This window comes from Nocardia sp. NPDC051463 (genome assembly GCF_040681975.1).
Lineage (GTDB): Bacteria > Actinomycetota > Actinomycetes > Mycobacteriales > Mycobacteriaceae > Nocardia.
Genome location: NZ_JBFBAB010000028.1, coordinates 24,187 through 46,619, shown reverse-complemented (window position 1 = coordinate 46,619; position 22,433 = coordinate 24,187). Strand labels below are relative to the sequence as shown.

Below are 22,433 nucleotides of genomic sequence, written 5' to 3'. Positions count from 1 at the left end.
ACCGTGGCCGATCCGAGAGCGGCCCACACCGGCTACCTATGAGCAGCATGAGCACGGAGCAGCCGGCACTCGCGTAGTCGGTGACGTAGGCCAGGGGGTTTCGCTTCGCGTGACCTATGCCCGGCCGCCAATAGACAGCCCGCGATAAACCGCGGCGGTCTCCCGAGTCCGTTCCACGTCTCGGGCACAGTTGCGGGCGGCCAACAGGCCGCGATGACGGACGAATCCACCTTCTCGGCGCTGTCCACCGTGTCGGCGGCACTTCTCTTCGATCATCCTGGGGCAACGGTGCGGGCTATGGCGTGGAATGATCCGCGTAGCAGGTGATGTCGGTGTCCGGCATGGTTCCCACGCTGAAGTATGTGTTGATCGCATGGTTTACGCAGCCGCTGAGTTCGGGCCGGAATGTCATGTGGATACGGACATCCTGCAGCGTCACCATCCGCGACTGGGCCATGTCCTGATGCAATCGGACGCCGTGGGCATAAGGAGTTCGGGGATCTCCCGTTGCCTGCAGGATGAGCGCGGGCACCGAATTCCGGACGACAGTCGGAAACTCGACCGGGCGAGGCCAGAAGGCGCACGGCTGGATATTGTTCGCCAGCGCGCCGAAAACCGGCTGCGTAGCACGGGTCTCTTCGATGTTGCGCCAGTACCAGGTCGGATCAATCGGTGCCCCGACATCGCCGCAGGCGATTTGCGCAAGCACCGAATTCTCATTGTCGCGCAGCGCCTCCACGATGGCACGAAGCCGAGGTGTTCGCGATGTAGTGGGCGGACCACTTGCGGCATCGGCAATCTCCCGCACAGTGGCGGCCATCGCTTCGTTCAGCCGGAAGTTCATCAGCAATCCGTGCATGATGAACGGAAGCCAGTGATCGTCGATGGCAAACCCATCGATGACAATCGGTTGGCGCGCGGCGATACGAACGAGCTCCTCGATCTTCGCCCGAACCTGCTGTGGAGTCGCACCTAGCCGGAACTCGTCATCCCGACCGGAAACCCAGCCGGCCCAGTCGTCCAGCGCGATCTCGTCTGCCGGACCCCAATCCTGAACCAGGCCCTCCCAATACCGGTCCGGGTCGATCGTGCTATCGAGCACGATGCGGTCACTCCTCTCGGGGAACATCTGCGTGAACACGGCCCCGAGGTAGGTGCCGTAGGACACGCCATAGAAGTTGGCCTTCTCCTCACCCAGGGCGCCTCGCACAACGTCCATGTCACGCGCGGTGTTGCGAGTGGTGAACTGCCTCAGCTTGTTCGGATCACGAATCAGGCAGGTCGCGGCCATCCCCGCGGACTGAACGGTGTCGTGCACGAATCCGAGCGGATCCAGACCCGCCGACCGAATCATCTCACCTACCGGCCACCCGCACCGTAGACTCCGACCGGATTCGCCGACCCCGCGCGGATCCATGCCGATCAGGTCGTAACTCGCCAAGACCTCCGGCGAGAGCACATCACCGAGCAGATCCAGACTGTCCAGACCCTCCCCACCGGGACCGCCCGGATTGGACAGCAGAATTCCCCGCCGCCGCACCGGATCGCCGGCCTTCACCCGCGAAATCGCCACGGTCATCGTGCGACCGTCGGGATTTCCGTAGTCGAGCGGCACCAGTACATCCGCGCACTCGCCACCGGCCCTGTCGATATTCGCCACGCCGCAAGGCTGCCATTCGAGCCGCTGGTGATAGAACCGGTCCAACCCGATCGGTCGCGCGTCGGCCACCGGGTCAGCCTGGCTCAACGCCGGCACAACCATCAGCAAGGACATCGCCACTACAGACATCGAACGCCAGAACAGGTTCACCGACAACATTCACCTCTCGACATGAGGAATCACGCAGGTTGGTGCGACGTGAACCGTAGCCGAGACGGGGGTTCAGTTGTGGTAACCCACACCCACTCAGGATGAGTCAAGCATTTCGGGGCGCATCGAGTACGTCCAGAACACGGTCCAACCCGTAGTGGAACTTCCCACCAACCCGATCGAAGGATGTCGAAGCGTTCAACCATTGCACAAAGCAAGCCCGCGGCAAGGTCGAGGACCAGCAGGCCCTGCCGGCCTTCCGCTCCCAGATTCGAAGCATCGGCCCGCGGCGAGGCGATTTCCGGAGCCCCGGCCTATCCGGGCGGTTGTGTACGCACACGCATGGTTGGGAACCGACCGGTCTTGGGTCGAACCGCGCCGCGACTACCGCCGGTCAACGGAAGATGTGGGCGCGCAAGCCCGCTGCCGGGGCATGACCTCGGTGCTTTGCGAAACGGGTGGCAGCGGGCAGCAGGATCCGCCGCTGCACACCGAGCGGAATTCCCGCCGCGAACGTTACCGAACCCGGCGTCCCCAGCATCATCAGCAGATGCGGCAGGTGAAGTTCCTGCTGCGAGTTCACCTTTCCGTCCCGCAGCGCCTGCCCGAGGGTTCTGGCGAACGACAGTAACCACACCGGTCCCGGCGAGTAGAGGCTGCGGACGACGATGGGCGCGTCGGTGTCGTTGTACGGATCGGTGTGGGGCACACCGGGTTCGATGATCATGTCGTCGCCGGGTGACAGCGTGCGGGTACGCCCGCCATTCCGATAGCCGGCCTGCGCACCGGCGAGCAGGAACGAACGTTGGACGACGCCGGTGTGGACGTGCGTCGGGGCGCGGCCGGTTCCCGGCGGCAGCACCCGGGTCATGCCCAGATACTGCCGTCCGGCGACGAAGAACCAGGGATGAATCTCGAGCCGCGCACCGCCCCGGCCGACATAGATCTCGAAGATCGGCAGATCCCGGCGCAGGTCACCGTCACTGGTCATGACGCTCCGGCACCGGGTCGATCTCGGGTTCCGGCACCGTCATCCGGCGGGGATGACGGACCGTCTTGTGCGGAAACCTGGACTGGACATGTGACTCGGCGGCCGAGCCGGTGTCGACGTAGACATACTCCGGTTTCCGCATCAGAGGCACCACCACGTCGCGAGCGTGACCGTCCGGGTCGGTGAGGAAGTTGCCGAGCACGTCGGTACCGGCCGGGCACACCGCGACACAGTATCCGGCGCGGAACTGTGGTTGGAACGACAGGCTCTGCCACACCGACAAGGTCTCGCTGGGTGTTACCCGCCGCCGGTAGTCGGCCGCGTCCGCGCTGTCCACCACCTCCTCGACCCAGCCCGCGAAGTTCGACAGTTCGTGATGATTGTTGTGCGTGTAGCAGGCGTCGAAGTCGAATCCCCCGTCGGCATGGATCGCGCCGACCGGGCAGGTGGTCACGCACAACCCGCAGTCGATGCACGGATTCGACAGGACCGGTTGCGAGTACCGGGAGACCGGCCGGTCGATCAGAATCGTGCCCAGCACGATGAAGGTCCCGAACTTCGGATGAATGACGTTGCGGTGCAACCCCATCTGTCCCAGCCCGGCGGCCACCGCCACCAGCTTGTGCGAGACCACCCAGCTCCGGTTGGGGAATCGGTGGATCTCGGCCGGGAATCCGGATGCCGGATACAGCGCACGCACGCCGCGGCGCTGCAGTTCCAGGCAGATGCGCCGGGCGGCCTCGTGCGCCAACTCCTGGGTGGTGGCGACATCGCGGTTGGCGGCGCTTGTCGATCTGCTCTGCAGGTTGTCGCGACTGGTTCGCAGGCAGAATCCGATCAGGGTGCAGGTGCCCGGCAGTGCCTCGAGGACGTAGTCACGTTCGCCCTCGAGGCCGGGCGTTGCCAGTGCCGTGAAGCCGACGTCGTCGACGCCCGCGGCCAGGCACATCTCGCGCAGCCAATCGGCATCGAGGTCCGCGGGCTCACCGGCGGGCACCTGCTCGGCTCGGGCCAGCGCGGCCGCGACCGTCGGATGCGGCCGCTCGCGCGAGACCCGCTCGACCGGGACGTGCAGCGGATTCCACAGCCGCTCGGCGTCGTTCATTTCGGCTCCGGTGCTGCGTCGATGCCATCGGGCGGCATGATCCCGGTTTCCACGTAGCGCACTGTCTTCTGCTTGTACAGCTTGCGCGCGTGGGCTTCCGCGTTCGATCCGGCGCTGACGTAGACGTTCTCGGGTTTGCGCTGTACCGGGCGCAGCACCAGCTGCAGGTGACCCTTACGGTCGGCCAGATACGGCCCGATCACGTCCTCACCAGCCGGGCACACCGCGACGCAGTAGCCGGAACGATACTGGCGGCGTGACTGCATGGTGGTTTCGCCCGGGCTCATGCGCTGGCCGTAATCGTCGGCGTCGATGCTGTCGGCCATGGTTTCGACCCAGTCGGCGAAGTTGTTCACGAACTGGTTGTAGGTGTGGGTGTAGCAACTGTTGAAGTCGAAACTGCCGTCGGTGTGTATCGCGCCCACCGGGCACGCGGCCACGCACAGATTGCAGCCCAGGCACGGATTCCAGTCCAGCGGCCGGGAATACGGTGCGATCCGCGCGTCGGTCAGCACGGTGCCCAGCCCGATGAAGCTGCCGAACTTCGGATGGATCACGCAGCGATGAATTCCCATGTGGCCCAACCCCGCAGCCACCGCCACCGGCTTGTGCGACACCGTCCAGCCACGGCTCGGTAGTCGGTGCGCTTCGACGGGAAACGTCACAGACGGGTACATGGCACGAAATCCACGGTCCTGCAACGCGATACTGATCTTGTGGCCGATCCGGTCGAGCACCGGTATCGCGGTATCGATCTCAGTATTGACCATGCTGGCCGCCCGGCTGCGAAAGTTGTCCCGCGCCAGCCGCACACACACCGCGATCAGCGAGCGGGTGCTCGGAAGCGCTTCGCGCACATAGTCGACCTCCCCCTCCAGGCCAGGCGTGTCCAGTGCCACGAAGCCGACGTCGTCAGCTCCGGCGTCCAGGCAGACCTGCCGCAGTTCGGTCGCATCCAATATTCCAGTCACGTCATACCTCCCAGAGATATAGACACCGCCTGGCACGAAAAATCATCGGTGGGACCCGAGATCATCGGCGGAGCTCTCGACCAACAGCGCGCATCGGCTCATCCGGGAGTATTACTCCGGCAGCGGAGGTCCGGTTTCCCGAGCACCCGAGATCGGCAAGTCTGACGGCTGCTGCGGCGACGGCGTGATTCGCTCGGTTAGGTGGCAATCTGGGCGATGACCGACCGTGTCGGTTGAATCTCGGTGACCGTGTAGTCGGCCAGGCCCGCACGCAGGAAAGGGTCCTCGGCGATCACGGCGTCCAGATCGGCGCGGTCAGGAGCCTGGGCGAGGATTACACCGCCGGTGCGGGGCACCTTGCGTCCGGACATCAGGAACGTCCCGGCAGCCAGGTGGCGGTCGATGTAGGCATAGTGCTCGGGAATCCAGGCGTCGAGTTCATCGAGCGCGCCGTCCCGATAGGTCAAGTCGAGAATGAACATGCCGCACAGCACACTCCGCACGCACCATAGGCGTCCACGAGGCAACGCCTTACACGGGTTATGCGTTGACTAAGGGCTCAGGTCAGTGGCCAGCCGCGGCAACGCCTGGTGACGCGTATCACGCGGAAATACCAGACCCAGCCGTAACTTCGGCGCGTCCGAAGACAGCGGCCGCCACACCAAACCCGACTCGTGCGCGCCGTCGCGTCGCGGGCGCAACGCCACCAGACCGGGATCACCAGCCAGCTCTGCCAGCGTGATCGACCGTCGCGCCGTGGCGATCCGCAACCGCGGATACCAGCCGTTGCGGTGACACACTTGCAGCACCGCGTCGTGATATCCCGAGGCCAGCTCCCGCCGGAACCACAACAGGTCCTCGCTCACCAGATCCGGCCATTCCACGGCACCGGCGGCCGCCAGTCGGTGCTCGGCACCCACCAGCACTCCCAACGGCTCCTCGGACACCACCGTCACGGCCATGTGCTGGGCCTCGACCGGCAGCGACACGATCCCGGCGTCGAGTACCCTCTTCCTCAGCAACTCCACCTGCGCATCGGTCTCCAGGTCCCGCAGCTCCACCCCGGCACCAGCTCGACGGGCGGCCGCGACGATCCGCGTCGGAAGATCCTCGACGACTCCCGCAGGCACCCCAATCGACAGCATCGGGTTCGCCGATGCCGCAGCGACCGCACGCAATCCCCGATCCACCGCCGCCAGCACCACCCGCGCCTCAGGAAGCAACGCCCGACCCGCCGCCGTCAGCGTCATCCCTGCCGCCGACCGGTGGAACAACTCCACTCCCAGTTCCTGCTCCAACCCCCGGATCTGCTGACTCAACGACGGTGAACGCAATCCCAGCCCCTGCGCGGCACGGGTCAGATTGCCTGTCGCGGCCACCGCACAGAAATACCGGAGCTGTCGCAATTCCACCCCACCAGGTAACCACGACCATTCCCTCCCGCACTCAGCGGCGATGCGCGGAACTCGACGAGTTACAAGATGAGGGTGCCGTTCCCCTGTTTGCGATGAACCTCGGGATATGACGACTCGATGGAGGGTCCGATCGGGCTTCCAACTGCTCGGCGGTGTAGTCGGTTTCGCCGCGCAGGAAAGGCGGGGCGCGGCCCCACACCTTGGACCGCAACATGATTGGGCCGTCGGCAGGCAATTGCCCACCGACGGCCCAGCCACACCAGCCGTCAGAGATAGGTGTAGGAGACCCCGTTGCTGGTTCCTCCCGGGGTGGTGACGGTGACCGATATCGTTCCGACCGTGCCGGCGGGGGCGATGGCGGTGACCTGGGTGACGGAGTCGACACTGAACGAAGTCGCCGGGGTGCCACCGAAACTCACCGCGGTCGCACCGGTCAATGCCGTCCCGGTGATGGTGACCGTGGTCCCGCCTGCCGCCGTGCCCGAAGTCGGACTGACCACGCTCAGGGTGGGCACCGCCGCGTAGGTGTAAGAGATTCCGTCGACGGTTCCTCCCGCGGTGGTGACGGTGACCAATATCGTCCCAGCCGTCCCGGCAGGGGTGACCGCCGTGATCTGGGTGTCGGAGTCCACGACGAACGAGGTTGCCGGCGTAGCACCGAAATTCAGCGCGGTCGCACCGGTCAGACCTGTTCCGGTGAGCACGACCGTCGTCCCGCCTGCTACCGGACCGGCGTTCGGGGCGATAGTGGTGAGGGTGGGAACGACGACGTAGGTGTAGGAGACGCCGTTACTGGTTCCTCCCGCGGTGGTGACAGTGACCGATATCGTCCCTGCCGACCCAGCTGGGGCGATCGCCGTGATCTGGGTGCCGGAGTCGACACTGAACGAAGTCGCCGGGGTGCCACCGAAACTCACCGCCGTCGCACCGGTCAGATTCGTCCCGGTCAGCACGACCGTCGTCCCGCCGGTCACCGGACCGGCGTTGGGCACCACCGTGGTCAGCGTCGGCACCGCCGCGTAGGTGTAGGCGACACCGTTGCTGGTGCCACCGGTGGTGGTGACGGTGACCAGTATCGTCCCGGCCGCACCTGCCGGGGTGACCGCCGTGATCTGGGTGTCGGAGTCCACGACGAACGACGTCGCCGGCGTAGCACCGAAACTCACCGCCGTCGCACCCGTCAGACCTGTTCCGGTCAACACGACCGTCGTCCCACCGGCCACCGGACCGGCGTTCGGGGCGATAGTGGTGAGGGTGGGCACCGCGACATAGGTGTAGGAGACCCCGTTACTCGTGCCACCGGTGGTGGTGACGGTGACCAGTATCGTCCCGGCCGCACCTGCGGGGGCGATGGCCGTGATCTGGGTGGCGGAGTCGATCGTGAACGAGGTCGCCGGGTTGCCACCGAAACTCACCGCCGTCGCACCCGTCAGATTCGTCCCGGTGATGGTGACCGTGGTCCCGCCTGCTGCCGGACCGGCGTTGGGCACGACCGTGGTAAGGGTGGGCACCGCAACATAGGTGAAGGAAACACCGTTACTCGTGCCACCCGCGGTAGTGACCGTGACCGACACCGTTCCAGCCGCACCTGCGGGGGTGACCGCCGTGATCTGGATGTCGGAGTCCACGACGAACGACGTCGCCGGGTTGCCACCGAAACTCACCGCGGTCGCACCCGTCAGACCTGTTCCGGTCAGCACAACCGTGGTGCCGCCGGTCACTGGACCAGCGGTCGGGGCGATGGCGGTGAGGGTGGGTACCGCCGCGTAGGTGTAGGAGACTCCGTTACTGGTGCCACCGACGGTGGTGACCGTGACCGACACCGTCCCGGCCGCACCTGCGGGTGCGACGGCGGTGATCTGGGTGTCGGAGTCCACGGTGAACGACGTCGCCGGGTTGCCACCGAAACTCACCGCGGTCGCACCCGTCAGACCTGTTCCGGTCAGTACGACCGTCGTCCCGCCGGCCACCGGACCGGCGGTCGGGGCGATGGCGGTGAGGGTGGGTACCGCAACATAGGTGAAGGAAACACCGTTACTGGTTCCTCCCGCGGTGGTGACAGTGACCGAGACAGTTCCAGCCGCACCTGCGGGGGTGACCGCGGTGATCTGGGTGTCGGAGTCCACGACGAACGACGTCGCCGGCGTAGCACCGAAACTCACCGCCGTCGCACCCGTCAGACCTGTTCCGGTGAGCACAACCGTCGTCCCACCGGTCACCGAACCCACGTTGGGCACCACCGTGGTCAGGGTAGGCACCACGACATAGGTGAAGGAAACACCGTTACTCGTGCCACCTACGGTGGTAACCGTGACCGACACCGTTCCGGCCGCACCTGCGGGGGCGACCGCCGTGATCTGGATGTCGGAGTCCACGACGAACGACGTCGCCGGGTTGCCACCGAAACTCACCGCGGTCGCACCCGTCAGACCTGTTCCGGTCAGCACAACCGTGGTGCCGCCGGTCACTGGACCAGCGGTCGGGGCGATGGCGGTGAGGGTGGGTACCGCAACATAGGTGAAGGAAACACCGTTACTCGTGCCACCGACGGTGGTAACCGTGACCGACACCGTTCCAGCCGCACCTGCGGGTGCGACCGCCGTGATCTGGATGTCGGAGTCCACGACGAACGACGTCGCCGGGTTGCCACCGAAACTCACCGCGGTCGCACCCGTCAGACCTGTTCCGGTCAGCACAACCGTGGTGCCGCCGGTCACCGGACCGGCGTTGGGCACCACCGTGGTGAGGGTGGGTACCGCAACATAGGTGAAGGAAACACCGTTACTCGTGCCACCCACGGTGGTAACCGTGACCGACACCGTTCCGGCCGCACCTGCGGGGACGACGGCGGTGATCTGCGTCGACGAGTCGACGGTGAACGACGTCGCCGGGGTACCACCGAAACTCACCGCCGTCGCACCCGTCAGACCCGTTCCGGTCAGCACAACCGTCGTCCCACCGGTCACCGAACCCACGTTGGGCACCACCGTGGTCAGGGTAGGCACCGCGACATAGGTGAAGGAAACACCGTTACTGGTGCCACCCGCGGTGGTGACCGTGACCGACACCGTTCCGGCCGCACCTGCGGGTGCGACGGCGGTGATCTGGGTGTCGGAGTCGACAGTGAACGACGTCGCCGGCGTAGCACCGAAACTCACCGCCGTCGCGCCGGTCAGGTTCGTGCCGGTGAGCACGACCGTGGTGCCGCCGGTGACCGGACCGGCGTTGGGCACCACCGTGGTCAGGGTAGGCACCGCGACATAGGTGAAGGAAACACCGTTACTCGTGCCACCGGCCGTGGTGACGGTGACCAATATCGTCCCAGCCGTCCCGGCAGGGGCGACAGCCGTGATCTGGATGTCGGAGTCCACGACGAACGACGTCGCCGGCGTAGCACCGAAACTCACCGCCGTCGCACCCGTCAGACCCGTTCCGGTCAACACGACCGTCGTCCCACCAGCCACCGGACCCACGTTGGGCACCACCGTGGTCAGGGTAGGCACCGCAACATAGGTGTAGGAGACACCGTTACTCGTGCCACCGGTGGTGGTAACCGTGACCGACACCGTTCCGGCCGCACCTGCGGGGGCGACCGCGGTGATCTGCGTCGACGAGTCGACGGTGAACGAAGTCGCCGGGTTGCCACCGAAACTCACCGCCGTCGCACCCGTCAGGTTCGTGCCGGTGAGCACGACCGTGGTGCCGCCGGTGACCGGACCGGCGTTGGGCACCACCGCGGTCAGGGTAGGCACCGCGACATAGGTGTAGGCGACACCGTTACTGGTGCCACCGGCAGTGGTGACGGTGACCAGTATCGTCCCGGCCGAGCCTGCGGGGGCGACGGCGGTGATCTGCGTCGACGAGTTCACGGTGAACGACGTCGCCGGGTTGCCACCGAAACTCACCGCGGTCGCACCGGTCAGATTCGTGCCGGTCAGTACGACCGTGGTGCCGCCGGTCACCGGACCAGCGGTCGGGGCGATGGCAGTCAGTGTCGGCACGGCAACATAGGTGAAGGAAACACCGTTGCTGGTTCCTCCCACAGTGGTGACGGTGACGAGTATCGTCCCGGCCGCACCTGCCGGTGTGACCGCCGTGATCTGGGTGTCGGAGTCCACGACGAACGACGTCGCCGGCGTAGCACCGAAACTCACCGCCGTCGCACCCGTCAGACCTGTTCCGGTCAGCACAACCGTCGTCCCACCAGCCACCGGACCCACGTTGGGCACCACCGTGGTGAGGGTGGGCACCGCGACATAGGTGAAGGAAACACCGTTACTCGTGCCACCGGCCGTGGTGACGGTGACCAATATCGTCCCAGCCGTCCCGGCAGGGGCGACAGCCGTGATCTGGATGTCGGAGTCCACGACGAACGACGTCGCCGGCGTAGCACCGAAACTCACCGCCGTCGCACCCGTCAGACCTGTTCCGGTCAGCACAACCGTCGTCCCACCGGTCACCGGACCAGCGGTCGGGGCGATGGCAGTCAGTGTCGGCACCGCAACATAGGTGAAGGAGACACCGTTACTCGTGCCACCCACGGTGGTAGCCGTGACCGACACCGTTCCGGCCGCACCTGCGGGGGCGACGGCGGTGATCTGCGTCGACGAGTTCACGGTGAACGAAGTCGCTGGCGTAGCACCGAAACTCACCGCGGTCGCACCGGTCAGATTCGTGCCGGTCAGCACAACCGTCGTCCCACCGGTCACCGGACCAGCATTCGGGGCGATGGCAGTCAGCGTCGGCACCGCGACGTAGGTGAAGGAAACACCGTTACTCGTTCCGCCGGCGGTGGTGACGGTGACCAACACCGTCCCGACCGAATGGGCAGGCGCCACCGCCGTGATCTGCGTCGACGAGTTGACCGTGAACGAAGTCGCCGGGGTACCACCGAAACTCACCGCCGTCGCACCCGTCAGACCTGTTCCGGTCAGCACAACCGTCGTCCCACCGGTCACCGGACCAGCATTCGGGGCGATGGCAGTCAGCGTCGGCACCGCGACGTAGGTGAAGGAAACACCGTTACTCGTTCCGCCGGCGGTGGTGACGGTGACCAACACCGTCCCGACCGAATGGGCAGGCGCCACCGCCGTGATCTGCGTCGACGAGTTCACGGTGAACGAAGTCGCCGGGGTACCACCGAAACTCACCGCGGTCGCACCGGTCAGATTCGTGCCGGTGAGCACGACCGTGGTGCCGCCGGTGACCGGACCGGCGTTGGGCACCACCGTGGTGAGGGTGGGCACCGCGACGTAGGTGAAGGAAACACCGTTACTCGTTCCGCCGGCGGTGGTGACCTTGACCAACACCGTCCCGACCGAATGGGCAGGCGCCACCGCCGTGATCTGCGTCGACGAGTTCACAGTGAACGAAGTCGCAGGGGTACCACCGAAACTCACCGCCGTCGCACCCGTCAGATTCGTCCCGGTCAGCACAACCGTCGTCCCACCAGCCGCCGACCCCGAAGCCGGACTGATGCTGGTCAAGGTAGGAACCCCAGCATAGGTGTAGGGCAGCGGGCCGCTCGTGCCATCCAGCAGTGCTTGTACGGTGACGTTCACCGTGCCGGTTCCAGGCGGAGCGATGGCGGTGATCCGAGTATTGGAGTCGATGGTGAATGTTGTTGCCGTCGTGCCGAACCGGACAGCCAAGGGACCCACACCACTGAATCCGGAGCCAGTGATTATTACAGAGTTGAGACCCGCTGCAGGGCCGGACGAGGGTGTCAGCGAGGTGATTACAGGTGCCATCTTCTTACCTTCTAACCAGTGATTAGTGAAAAGTGTTCTCCCGCAGGAGCACAGGCCCTAGCTGTTACAACCGCCTATCCCCAGTAACCCACCAGCGGCGGCACTTCGGCAATGCATCCCAGGTCCGTTTTCGTCCGGTTTGTATCCGTTTTCGGCTTCGGCCGGTCGCCCGTTCGGTGGGTGCAGTAGACGGCGCTGGTGTTTGCTGGCGGGCTATGCGGGCGGACAGGGCGGCGGCGATATCGCCGCGGCCGAGCGAGCTGATCGACCCGTTGACGAGCATCGCCACCATCACCGGATACCGGGCGGTGGCCGGCAGAACCAGTACCGCGATACGGCACTTGCCGGATCGTGCCGGGGACCACGCGGGATCGACAGGCGCACATCCTGGTACGCGGGTGTGAGGGGCTCTGCACAGGCAGGGCACTCAACATGACGAATGGTGACGCGAGCCTCGGGCTCGAGTCTGCGATGGAAGATCCTCGGCGAGGTCGCCGCTCGCTCCGCGGTTACCGAAGTCATCGGCGACCGACCTCCGGCGCCACCACACCGACGGCGCCACCGCACCGACGAAAACTCGCTGCGGCAAATGCCTGACAGGGCCTGTCTGCCCGAAGCGTCAGCACCCGCAACGTCCCGGCGACAATCCGAAAACGGACGAAACCGGATCGGGCGTCTCATTGCCCAGGTACCGGTCCAGGGGCGTTAATGGAAAGAGCCGGGCCACTAGGAGATTCGGGCACCCCCTGGTGCAGAGGAACCCTCACCACCCGAAACGAAGGAGGCACCACCATGCCTGCCATCACCTTCCTCTGCGCAACCTCGGGTCCCACGACGGGGGGGTACCAGTGTCACGATTGCCGGCACCGGGTTCACCGGTCCTACAACCGTGCGATTCGGCACCACCGCCATCACTTTCACTCTCGACTCCGATACGCAGATCACCGCCATCGCCCCCGGCGGGTCGGTCGGTTCGGTGCAGGTCACCGTCACCAATTCGGGAGCAATCAGCAACGGGATCTCCTACACCTATCTCGCGGTTCCCGCTTCGAGCAGCGTCAGTCCCAGCCAAGGATCTACCTCGGCTGGGACGACGGTCATCCTCACCGGGACGGCCCTGACGGGAGTCACCGCGGTCAGTGTCGGTGCTACAGCGACGACTTCGTTCACCGTCGACTCGGACACGCAGATCACGGCCGTCACTCCTCCTGGGACGGGGATCGTGCACGTCACCGTCACCACCTTGGTTGGCACCAGCAACGGGGTTCCGAATGTGGGGCCGGTCGCGGGTGGGACGACGGTCGTCCTGACCGGGACGAACATGTCCGGGACTACTGCGGTCACTTTCGGTGGCACGACGGCGACGTCGTTTACGGTCGACTCGGCTGTACAGCTGACGGCGGTCGCCCCGGTAGGGATCGGAACTGTGTCGGTCACCGCCACGACAGCGGGTGGAGCCAGCAATGGCGTCCCCTACACCTACGTCCGACCGCTGACGTGACTGGGCCGTCGATGGGGTGTTGCCGACAGGCCCAGTCGCGGCGAAGTTGAGCGGATAGCGCAGAATCCGTCACACCATAGACGGAGGTTGCAGGGGCAGAGGGGGTTTTCATTGGCGACGGTACTGAAGATGCTGCTGGCGGAGCGGCATCTCAAGAGTCATCCGGATTTTCTGGCCGCATACGATAGATGCGCCGCGCAACTGGACCCGATCATTCCCCCGGGGCACGGGCCGGCGAAAGCTCAGTACTACCAATGGCTATCGGGCCGGATGATCGGACTTCCCCGCGACTATCACTGCCGGGTACTGGCCAAGATGTTCCCGGGCTGGACGGTCGAAGGATTGTTTCAGATGGCCAACTCCGCGCCAGCAGGCAATCGATCGCACGAGGTAGGTCTTCCGGCCACCGACATCGATCTCGAGGCGTTCCTCGGGCCTGAGATGGTCGCTAACGGAACGACATTGGTTTACCCGGCCTTCGAGCTGACGAGCCGGTCTGTGGACGCACTCCAGGCGGCGAAGATTCCCCGTCAGCGCATATTCGAGAGGAAGGCCAGTGCGTTCTCGGCTCGACATCACGTCGACGTCACGGTCATGGTGACGGAGAACGATATTCGCGGATTACTGTACGTGTTCTCCCTGCTTCAGCGCCACACCAACATTGCGATCGACTTCCAGAGCGACCGTGACATCGTCGCGCACTGCGACCGCCCGTACATCAGTTTCGGACTGAGCAGCAACGACTGCACCCATGTGTATCTCGCAAGCGTCCAGCGCCCGCTGTTCACCATCAGCGACAGTCCTGCTGAGGACAGCCCCTACCTGGAGCATCTGGAGCTGGCTGATGGAAGCCGGTATGAATCGAGCGACGACCGCAACATCGGGATCATCGCGCGGGTACGACCGAGCCCGGATCTACACCCCGACCGATACTGGATAATTTGCGCGGGCATGGGCCCGCGAGGCACCTCCGGTGCGGGTTGGTTTCTTGCCAACTATTGGAGTTCCCTCCAGCAACGTGCCGGTGATCGTGAGTTCGTAGCGGTCATCGGCGTCCGCACGTACTCCGACCAGATGGTCAGCTTGGAGAATTTGCTGATGAAGTCGCACGAGAGTGCGTGAGTTGGCTTCGTAGTCGCTGGGCCGACCACCGCCGACATCGCCGATGCCGTAGGGAAAACCGGATGCGGCTGGTTTCCGTATGCTCGTCCGCAGTCGCCGAGGGCGAGTGTGCGGCGTTCGAAGTGGCCGAGGAATTCGTCCCATTCGGCATCGGTGGGTCGGCGGTATCCTCGCTGGGCGCAGCTGTCGGCGGCGGGCGATGAAGGCGCGGTGTCCCGTTATGGCTGAACAGCCCTTGAACGCGGGGGCCTTACCGGCGGCGACGAGCAACTCCATACGGCATTGATCAACGCCGACCGACCGAGGCTTTGGCCGCGGCCTGGCGGGCTCGCGTCACGAGTTGGTGCCGCGATCCATCGCTCGAACGGCGGGTGTCCGCCGGGTCAGTTCCGTTTCAGGCTGCCAACACTCAGCGATCCGCTCGTAGCGGTCCACAACTTCCTCTCTGCCGCGCGGACATAGCTGACGGGATCCTTGTCGACGGGCTGGACGCCGGCGTAGTTCCGCGCTTCATAGGCGGCGAAGGCGACGGCCAGCTGGTGGCGGCGCGGCACCCCGGTCAGGCGGCGGAAGTCGGTGAGGCCCTCGCGTTCTTCCTCGGCCATGTGATCGCTGTTGGCCGAGTTCGTCGCCGCGACGGCCGTGAACCAGTCATCGGTGCCGACCTGATGACGCGCCGCTTCGGCGATCGCGTCCCTGATCTCGTTGTGGTCGTGGATGGCGTCGAGGGTCTCGTCCTCCACCCCGCCCGTGCGCCGGGCTGCGATACCGGCCTGCAGCAGTGCGGGGTAGAAGATCTCCTCCTCCGCCTGCGCGTGCAGCTCGAGGAAAGCCGCCAGCCTGTCCCAGATCGCGGAAAGCACACCGGTCTCCGCGCGATCGATTTGCTCCAGGATCGCGAACAGCCGCCGCTGCTCATGGTGGTCATCAAGGATCAGCTCGGTAATGTCCACGGTTCCTCCCTGATACTGCACTTCAGGTCAACACTGAACGGCCATTAGCTGGCGGGTCGCTTCGGGAGCCGAAGATGACGCACTGCCGAGCCACCTGCGTCCGCTTCACCTTTCCAGAAGTCCCGGGGTCGAGCGCCCAGCGGTATTGTCGGACATCTCTGAAGCGTACTTGGGCCGGTCAGCAGCTGCGCGTGTCGACCAGTGCGACCGATCCGTCTTACCCAACCAATCGACACGCTGCACATCGAGACATTTCAGCGGGTCTCTCTCCCTCTGGACCCGGCAGTTGACCTCGATGGGACAGCGGTCGAACCTGAGCCCGCGCCAGCTTGGACGATGCAGGCTGGAGCCGGTGCATTCCCGATAGGCGACCTCGCCGACCAGGTGCGGAAGGACCCAGCGTGCGGTGGCTGCGATCGACGACAAAATCGTGACGGCGACCGGCGGTGCGTAGTAGCCAGGGGCAAGGAGCTCTGGTGCAGCGCACTGCGCGCGGAGTCGCTGAACCGCGATCCCTACTCCAACTGGCAGCATCAGCCGACCGTCGGGATCGGGGGCGGCGATTGGTCCGAACACGTCGCTGCTGGCGCGGCTGGATACCGACCACGAGCACTTCGGTGGCCCGACAGGAAAGGTCGCGCCAAGACCGCGCGCGGCCTACTCGGTATACGGAGTCCACGCGTTTGCCGATCACCAGCACCGGAGGGTGTATGTGTTTGGAACCGGGGTAAGCGGACGGTAGCGGAAGGACGCTGTTCGTGACCGCACAAGATCACACCTCGGATCGAAATCCACGCGGAGAAACCGAGAGCCAGCAGCTGGACCGGAATTGGGAATCTCTGATCCAGGAATTGCGTGTGGTCCAAACCGGCGTGCAGTTCCTCATCGGGGCGCTGCTGATTCTGCCGTTCCAGACCGGGTTCGCCACACTGTCGCACCCGCTGCGGCTGCTCTATCTGGCCACTGTTGCCGCCGCTGTCACGGCGATGATTTCCCTTGTCGCACCGGTGTCCTGGCATCGGATTCTGTTCCGGCGGCACCGTATGGGCAATGTGGTCGAGGCGGCGCATCGATGTGCTATGGCTGGTATCGCCCTGTTCGGTGTGTCGCTGATCGGCGCGGTGGTCTTGGTGGTCGACGTCGTCGAGGACACCACCGAGGGCGCGATTGCGGGCGTGGTTGTCGTGGTCCTGTTCGCCGCGGCCTGGGTCGTCGCACCGTGGCGATGGCGAAAGGGGAGCATCGAATACCAGTTTCGGCCGTGATCGGACCTTTTACGCCGGGTCGACGTCAGTGCGTTCGGGCGTTGGCCGCCTGCCGCCTCGACCCCGGCCCACTGGTCGCTGGATGACGACTCGGATGCCGAACATGCACGGGTCTTCGCAGACGGAAGCCATCGACCCATCTGATAACTAGGCATACGCTGAGATGCAGCCATTAAATGTGGCCTCACCCACTCCTAGGGGTGTCACAGCTCCGACCTGGGCCGCACCGGTGGCAGTCGAGCGAGCAAGGAGTGAGCATGAAGGGTGGAACAAGAATTGCGATAGGGGTGGGCATCGGGTACCTGCTTGGCCGCACGCACAAAATGCGCTTTGCGTTGATGATGGCCGGTGCCGCAATGTCCAGGCGGTCCTCGGGAGTGCCCGCGGAGCTGCTGAAACAGGGGACTTCGTTGCTCAAATCGTCGCCGCAGCTGACCCAGCTCACCGACACTGTTCGCGGCGAGTTACTGGGCGCGGTGCGGTCGGCCGCGGTCACCGCAGCGAGCAACCGCATCGACGCGTTCAACGCCCGGTTGGAGCAGGGCTCGACGCTCCTGACGGGCGAGGAGGATCGAGACGAGTCGCGAGAAACGGAATCCGACGAGGACGAGTACGACGACGAACCGACACGGCACGAGCGAGCGGCCGCCGACGAGGACGAAGACGAAGACCTCGAGGACGACGAAGCGGAGGACGAGGAGGAGGACACCGGGCAATCCACCGCGCGAACACGGACACGCCGGACGGGGTCCGCCAGCGGGCGGAAAACTGACTCCCGGACCTCGGTGCGTAGGTCTGGGTCCCGGTCGGAGTCCGGGTCCGGGGATCGCAAGCCGACTTCGTCCGCCCGACGCCGTAGTCGGTCCGACGCCGACAAAGCGCCCGTGCGACGCACGAGGAGGTGAGGTCGATGGCGAAGACGTTGCGCGACACGACGGCTGGGGTCGGCAAGGCGGCCACCGGCACTGTCGGCCGGGTCACCAAAACTGCGACCAAGGCAGGGTCGACGGCCCGGAAAACCGCTGAAAACCCCACCCCGACAGGACTCCTGCAGCAATCTGTGCAGAACCTCGCCGGAAACCTGGCCGAACGCGCGGTGTCCGGGCTGTCGGACCGGATGTCGAAGACCGCCGGCCGGCTGAACGACTACGCCGAGGGTAACGGGGGAAACCTGCTGGCGGCGGTGACCGGCGTGGAGAAGCTGGCCGGAGGTGCCTCGCCGTTGCGAGCGGCCTTGAGCGGAGGCGTCAGCAAGCTCGGGCACTCGGTCCGCGAGAATTTCGAGGCGGTGAAGGAGTCACTGACCGGCGGCAAGGGCAAAGGCGGCGGCAAGAAGCTGAAGGTAACCAATATCGTCGAGCAGATCGACGTGGGGGTTCCGGTCGATTTGGTCTACGACCAGTGGACCCAGTTCGCGGATTTTCCGAAGTTCATGAAGAAGGTCGAGCAGGTCGAACAGGTCGCCGACGAGAAGCTCAGCTGGACCGGCAAAGTGTTCTGGTCGAGACGGACCTGGGAATCCACGATCCTCGAGCAGGTGCCGTTCGAGCGAATCGTCTGGCGTTCCAAGGGCGCCAAAGGCTACATCGACGGCGCGGTCACCTTCCACGAGATCACCCCGGGGCTCACCCGCATCCTCGTGGTGCTCGAGTACCACCCCAAGGGACTGTTCGAGAAGACCGCCAATCTGTGGCGCGCGGCGGGTCGCCGGTGCCGCCTGGAACTCAAGCACTTCCAGCGGCAGGTCATGACCGAGGCGGTGCTGCACAGCGACGACATCGTGGGCTGGCACGGCGAGATCCACGACAGCGAGGTCGTCAAAGACGACGAGACCGCACGCGAGGAAGAAGAGAACGAAGAAGAAAACGCCGAAGACGATCTCGCGGACAACGAAGAGCCCGACGAAAACGAAGACGAAGGCGACGAAGAAGACGAGGCCGACGAGCAAGAGGGCGACCAACGAGATCCGGACGAGGAAGAAGCACCGAAGCCGCGTCGCGGTCGTCCGGCCGCCCGCCGCAAGAGCTCGGTGACTCGCCGGTCGCGTAAGAGTGAGGGAGCAAGCCGATGACCATCGAACCCGCAGGAGGCGGTGGCGCAGCCGGCACGCTCGCGCGCCCGAACTCCTCCAGCCTGGCTGATGTCATAGACACGATTCTCGACAAGGGACTGGTCATCGATGCTTTCGCGCGAGTCTCACTGGTCGGCATCGAACTGGTGACCATCGACGCGCGCGTCGTGGTGGCCAGTGTCGACACCTATCTGCGATTCGCCGAAGCGGTCAACCGGCTGGAGATCTCGAGCAGCGAACCGAAGGGGCTGACCGATATCGTCGGCGACGTCACCGAGGGCGCGGCGAAGCACAAGACGAAGGGCGCGCTGGAAGCGGCCGGCGAGAAGGTCTCGGACTTCCTCGGCGACGTGCAGGAGAAGCGTCGGACAGTGCACAGGGCATCCAAGCGCGAGGAGGAGTAATGGCTGCCGACGCAACCACCGTTTACGTCTACGGCATCGTTCCCGCCGACGTCGAGCCCGAGCCGCACGCCACCGGCGTGGGCGATCCGCCAGGTGAGGTCTCGGTGGTGCGGCACGGTGAAATCGCCGCGTTGATCAGCACGCTCGAGTCCGATCGCCCACTGGGCACACCCGAGGACCTCACCGCCCATGCCGAACTGCTGGACGGGTCGGCCACTGTCGCTCCGGTGCTGCCACTGCGATTCGGTGCGGTCATGACCGACACGGAGGCGGTGGAGAACGAACTGCTCGAGGCGAACGCGGACGAATTCCGCGCCGCACTGCAGGAACTCGAGGGCCGTGCGCAGTTCGTGATCAGGGGACGCTACGTCGAGAACGCCATCCTGCAGGAACTGCTCGACGAGAACGCCGAGGCCGCCCGACTCCGCGAGGAGATCCGCGATAAATCGGAGGACGCCACCCGTAATGCCCGGATCGCGCTGGGCGAGCTGATCAATCAGGCCATCGAGGCCAAGCGAGCCGAAGATACCCGCACGGTGATTTCCGAACTCGAGAAGTTCGAACCACTGGTCAACCAACGCGAGCCCAGCCACGAGGAGGATGCCGTCCACATCGCAGTGCTGGTCGAGTTGGCCCGGCAAGCAGAGCTGGAGGAAACCTTGCGGCAGCTCAGCGAGCATTGGGACGGCCGGGTGGAGCTGAACCTGCTCGGACCGATGGCGGCCTACGACTTCGTGACGAAGCGAGCCCCCGAGGAGTGAGGCATGGGTCTGCTCTCAGCGATAGTGTCGTTGCCTCTCGCGCCGGTTCGCGGCGTGATGTGGCTGGGCGAACTGATCCAGGACCAAGTCGAGCAGCAGCTCCATAATCCCGTGGCGCTGCGGGCCGAGCTCGAGGAGATCGATCGTGCCGCGGCGGCCGGTGCCCTGTCCGAAGAAGAACAGAAGCAAGCGCAGCAGGCGGTCCTGGATCGCATGACCGGCGCTGCGGCTGACGTGACCGGGAACCGGAAGGAGTGACGCGCGTGGCCCGCAAGACCACTTCCGACAATTCCGAGGACATTCATTCGGCGTCGAACGAACAGCCTCCCCTGACCGCGGCGCAAGCTGCCGCGATAGCGATCGAACACCTCGTGGAACTGACCTCGAAACACGTGCAGGGCGTCACCTGCATGGAACCGACGGAGGATGGCTGGTTGGTGGAGATCGAGGTGCTCGAGGATCGGCGCATCCCCTCGTCCGCGGACATCCTGGCGCTCTACGAGGCGGAGATCGACCTCGACGGGAATCTGCTGGCCTATCGCAGAACCAAGCGCTATGGGCGCGGCAACACCAACATCGGCGGAAGCGAGCGCTGATGACGGTGGTCGGAGGGGGATCGTCCGTCCCGCAGCCCTATGGAGGCGGGCATCAGTCCACGAATCTCGCCGACATCCTGGAGCGGGTCCTCGACAAGGGCCTGGTGATCGCGGGCGACATCCAGGTGAACCTGCTCGACATCGAACTGCTCACGATCAAGCTGCGCTTGGTGATCGCGTCCCTGGAGACGGCTAAGTCGGTGGGCATCGACTGGTGGGAGACCGATCCCTGGCTCAACAGCAAGGCCCGCTCGCTGGAACGACAGGACCGAGACCTCGAACTTGAGAACCGCGAACTTCGGGACCGGATCGCCCAACTGGAGGCGAGCAACGAACGCCGTCAACCCCTCGAGCGCGGCCGCGAGCCGAAGGAAGAACGATCGTGACCGGGGGTCTCGGGGTCTGGCTGTACGCGGTGACGTCCAGCCGTGACGGCGTTGCGGAACTGAGCGAGCTGACCGGAGTCGCTGGTGAGCCGGTGCGGACGGTGGTCTCGGACGATCTGACGGCAGTTGTCGGCTCGGTGCCACTAGCGGTTTTCGGGGAGCAACCACTACACAAGCACTTGGAGGATCTCGACTGGCTCGAGGCGACAGCCCGGGCGCATGACGCCGTCGTGTCGGCCTTGGTGCGCCGAGGTTCGACCGTCCCACTGCGACTGGCCACCGTCTTCCGCGACGACAACCGGGTACGCGAACTGCTCGACGAGCGGCGAGCGGACTTCGATACGGCTTTGGCCCTGGTGAGCGGCCGCACCGAGTGGGGCGTCAAAGCCTACGGTGATCGCGCTGCCCTGACCACTGCGGTGGCCGAGGCCCGGGCGGCGAACCAAGGCAGCGCGACAGGTGCGGGGGCCGCGTATCTGGCTCGGCGGCGCGCGCAACTGTCCGCGCAGGAGACCGTGGAACGTGACGCGGCAGAACGCGCCGAGGAGATCCACACGCGCTTGGTTCGCCACGCCGCGGCCGGACGACGGCAGGCGCTGACCGATCCAGCGGTGAGTGGCCGCCGGGACTGGATGGTGCTCAATGGGACCTATCTCGTGGACGACGATCGCACCGACGACTTCACCGCGGCCATCACGGCGCTGGGCGCCGAATTCCGCGGCGTCCGGCTCGAACTCACCGGCCCGTGGCCGCCGTATTCGTTCGCCGGCGTGGAACAAGAGCCGGGATGAGCCAGGTCGACCGCAATGTCGACGGCGAGCGCCGCGTCGCGCTGGTCGACCTGTTGGATCGGGTGCTGGCCGGTGGGGTGGTGATTTCCGGCGACATCAAACTCGCCATCGCCGACGTCGACCTCGTCCAGATCTCGTTGCGCGCCCTCATCTCCTCGATCAGCACGCTGTCGGCGCCGGTCGGGTCCGCGATGCGCACCGCGCTGGAACCGCCCGGCGATGACTGAATTCGGCGGCATCCCACCGCGTATCGACACCGAACCGGAATCTGTCGAGCGTGGTCTGGTCGCCCTGGTACTCACCCTGGTGGAGCTATTGCGACAACTGATGGAGCGCCAAGCGCTGCGCCGCGTCGACGCGGGCGACCTCACCGACACCCAGATCGAACGCATCGGCACCACCTTGATGCTGCTCGAACAGCGTATGGACGAGTTGCGCGACCACTTTGGCCTCACCCCAGAGGACCTCAACATCGACCTCGGCCCCCTCGGCACACTTCTTCCGCGTGACTCTACCGACCGCTGACTCAGGCAGCAGGTCC

At 65.4% G+C, this 22,433-nt stretch carries 21 protein-coding genes; 13 read left to right on the top strand and 8 right to left on the bottom strand.

Going from position 1 to position 22,433, the window contains the following annotated elements; genetic code table 11:
• Positions 1-295: 295 nt before the first annotated feature.
• From AB0M74_RS28365 to AB0M74_RS28335, 7 genes are all read right to left on the bottom strand, one after another.
• On the bottom strand, positions 296-1,729 hold the full coding sequence (locus tag AB0M74_RS28365) for an alpha/beta fold hydrolase (protein WP_366529346.1): 1,434 nt from the start codon (positions 1,727-1,729) through the stop codon (positions 296-298).
• 475 nt (positions 1,730-2,204) lie between these two features.
• Positions 2,205-2,801, bottom strand: a complete 597-nt coding sequence (locus tag AB0M74_RS28360; protein WP_366529345.1) for a cupin domain-containing protein — start codon at positions 2,799-2,801, stop codon at positions 2,205-2,207.
• Positions 2,791-3,906, bottom strand: a complete 1,116-nt coding sequence (locus AB0M74_RS28355; RefSeq protein ID WP_366529344.1) for a 4Fe-4S binding protein — start codon at positions 3,904-3,906, stop codon at positions 2,791-2,793. The genes AB0M74_RS28360 and AB0M74_RS28355 overlap by 11 nt, the downstream gene beginning before the upstream one ends.
• Positions 3,903-4,877, bottom strand: a complete 975-nt coding sequence (locus tag AB0M74_RS28350; protein ID WP_366529343.1) for a 4Fe-4S binding protein — start codon at positions 4,875-4,877, stop codon at positions 3,903-3,905. Before AB0M74_RS28350 ends, AB0M74_RS28355 begins: the two co-directional genes overlap by 4 nt.
• A gap of 197 nt (positions 4,878-5,074) precedes the next feature.
• Complete coding sequence (locus AB0M74_RS28345) at positions 5,075-5,359, bottom strand: YciI family protein (protein WP_366529342.1); 285 nt, start codon at positions 5,357-5,359, stop codon at positions 5,075-5,077.
• 69 nt (positions 5,360-5,428) lie between these two features.
• Positions 5,429-6,289 carry a LysR family transcriptional regulator gene (locus AB0M74_RS28340; protein ID WP_366529341.1) on the bottom strand — a complete coding sequence of 287 codons (861 nt, stop codon included), beginning with the start codon at positions 6,287-6,289 and terminating at the stop codon, positions 5,429-5,431.
• 269 nt (positions 6,290-6,558) lie between these two features.
• The gene (locus AB0M74_RS28335) at positions 6,559-12,042 is read right to left on the bottom strand and encodes an IPT/TIG domain-containing protein (RefSeq protein ID WP_366529340.1); all 5,484 of its coding nucleotides are present in this window, start codon (positions 12,040-12,042) and stop codon (positions 6,559-6,561) included.
• Positions 12,043-12,775: 733 nt separating this feature from the next.
• Between AB0M74_RS28335 and AB0M74_RS28330 the strand changes: the two genes are divergently transcribed.
• Entirely contained in the window at positions 12,776-13,543 is a 768-nt protein-coding gene (locus tag AB0M74_RS28330; protein WP_366529381.1) for an IPT/TIG domain-containing protein, read from the top strand.
• A gap of 111 nt (positions 13,544-13,654) precedes the next feature.
• On the top strand, positions 13,655-14,665 hold the full coding sequence (locus AB0M74_RS28325; RefSeq protein ID WP_366529339.1) for a hypothetical protein: 1,011 nt from the start codon (positions 13,655-13,657) through the stop codon (positions 14,663-14,665).
• A 383-nt stretch (positions 14,666-15,048) separates the two neighbouring features.
• Here the strand turns inward: AB0M74_RS28325 and AB0M74_RS28320 are convergent, their stop codons facing one another.
• Positions 15,049-15,618, bottom strand: a complete 570-nt coding sequence (locus AB0M74_RS28320) for a hemerythrin domain-containing protein (protein WP_366529338.1) — start codon at positions 15,616-15,618, stop codon at positions 15,049-15,051.
• Between the two features lie 758 nt (positions 15,619-16,376).
• Between AB0M74_RS28320 and AB0M74_RS28315 the strand changes: the two genes are divergently transcribed.
• From AB0M74_RS28315 to AB0M74_RS28265, 11 genes are all read left to right on the top strand, one after another.
• Positions 16,377-16,883, top strand: coding sequence for a DUF6328 family protein (locus AB0M74_RS28315; RefSeq protein WP_366529337.1), 507 nt, complete (start codon positions 16,377-16,379; stop codon positions 16,881-16,883).
• Positions 16,884-17,140: 257 nt separating this feature from the next.
• Positions 17,141-17,788 (top strand): hypothetical protein, encoded by a 648-nt coding sequence (locus AB0M74_RS28310; RefSeq protein ID WP_366529336.1) that lies wholly within the window; start codon positions 17,141-17,143, stop codon positions 17,786-17,788.
• A 5-nt stretch (positions 17,789-17,793) separates the two neighbouring features.
• Positions 17,794-18,954 carry an SRPBCC family protein gene (locus AB0M74_RS28305; RefSeq protein WP_366529335.1) on the top strand — a complete coding sequence of 387 codons (1,161 nt, stop codon included), beginning with the start codon at positions 17,794-17,796 and terminating at the stop codon, positions 18,952-18,954.
• A complete protein-coding gene (gene gvpJ, locus AB0M74_RS28300; RefSeq protein ID WP_366529334.1) occupies positions 18,951-19,358 on the top strand; it encodes a gas vesicle protein GvpJ in 408 nt (135 codons plus the stop codon). The genes AB0M74_RS28305 and gvpJ overlap by 4 nt, the downstream gene beginning before the upstream one ends.
• The gene (locus AB0M74_RS28295) at positions 19,358-20,119 is read left to right on the top strand and encodes a GvpL/GvpF family gas vesicle protein (protein WP_366529333.1); all 762 of its coding nucleotides are present in this window, start codon (positions 19,358-19,360) and stop codon (positions 20,117-20,119) included. Before gvpJ ends, AB0M74_RS28295 begins: the two co-directional genes overlap by 1 nt.
• Before the next feature lie 3 nt (positions 20,120-20,122).
• A complete protein-coding gene (locus AB0M74_RS28290) occupies positions 20,123-20,377 on the top strand; it encodes a gas vesicle protein GvpG (RefSeq protein WP_366529332.1) in 255 nt (84 codons plus the stop codon).
• Positions 20,378-20,382: 5 nt separating this feature from the next.
• The gene (locus AB0M74_RS28285; RefSeq protein WP_366529331.1) at positions 20,383-20,715 is read left to right on the top strand and encodes a gas vesicle protein; all 333 of its coding nucleotides are present in this window, start codon (positions 20,383-20,385) and stop codon (positions 20,713-20,715) included.
• Complete coding sequence (locus AB0M74_RS28280) at positions 20,715-21,101, top strand: gas vesicle protein (protein ID WP_366529330.1); 387 nt, start codon at positions 20,715-20,717, stop codon at positions 21,099-21,101. Before AB0M74_RS28285 ends, AB0M74_RS28280 begins: the two co-directional genes overlap by 1 nt.
• Positions 21,098-21,892: a GvpL/GvpF family gas vesicle protein gene (locus AB0M74_RS28275; RefSeq protein ID WP_366529329.1), complete on the top strand. Its 795-nt coding sequence runs from the start codon at positions 21,098-21,100 to the stop codon at positions 21,890-21,892. The genes AB0M74_RS28280 and AB0M74_RS28275 overlap by 4 nt, the downstream gene beginning before the upstream one ends.
• Positions 21,889-22,119, top strand: a complete 231-nt coding sequence (locus AB0M74_RS28270; RefSeq protein WP_366529328.1) for a gas vesicle protein — start codon at positions 21,889-21,891, stop codon at positions 22,117-22,119. Before AB0M74_RS28275 ends, AB0M74_RS28270 begins: the two co-directional genes overlap by 4 nt.
• Positions 22,112-22,417, top strand: a complete 306-nt coding sequence (locus AB0M74_RS28265) for a gas vesicle protein K (protein WP_366529327.1) — start codon at positions 22,112-22,114, stop codon at positions 22,415-22,417. Before AB0M74_RS28270 ends, AB0M74_RS28265 begins: the two co-directional genes overlap by 8 nt.
• The last annotated feature ends 16 nt before the right edge of the window (positions 22,418-22,433 follow it).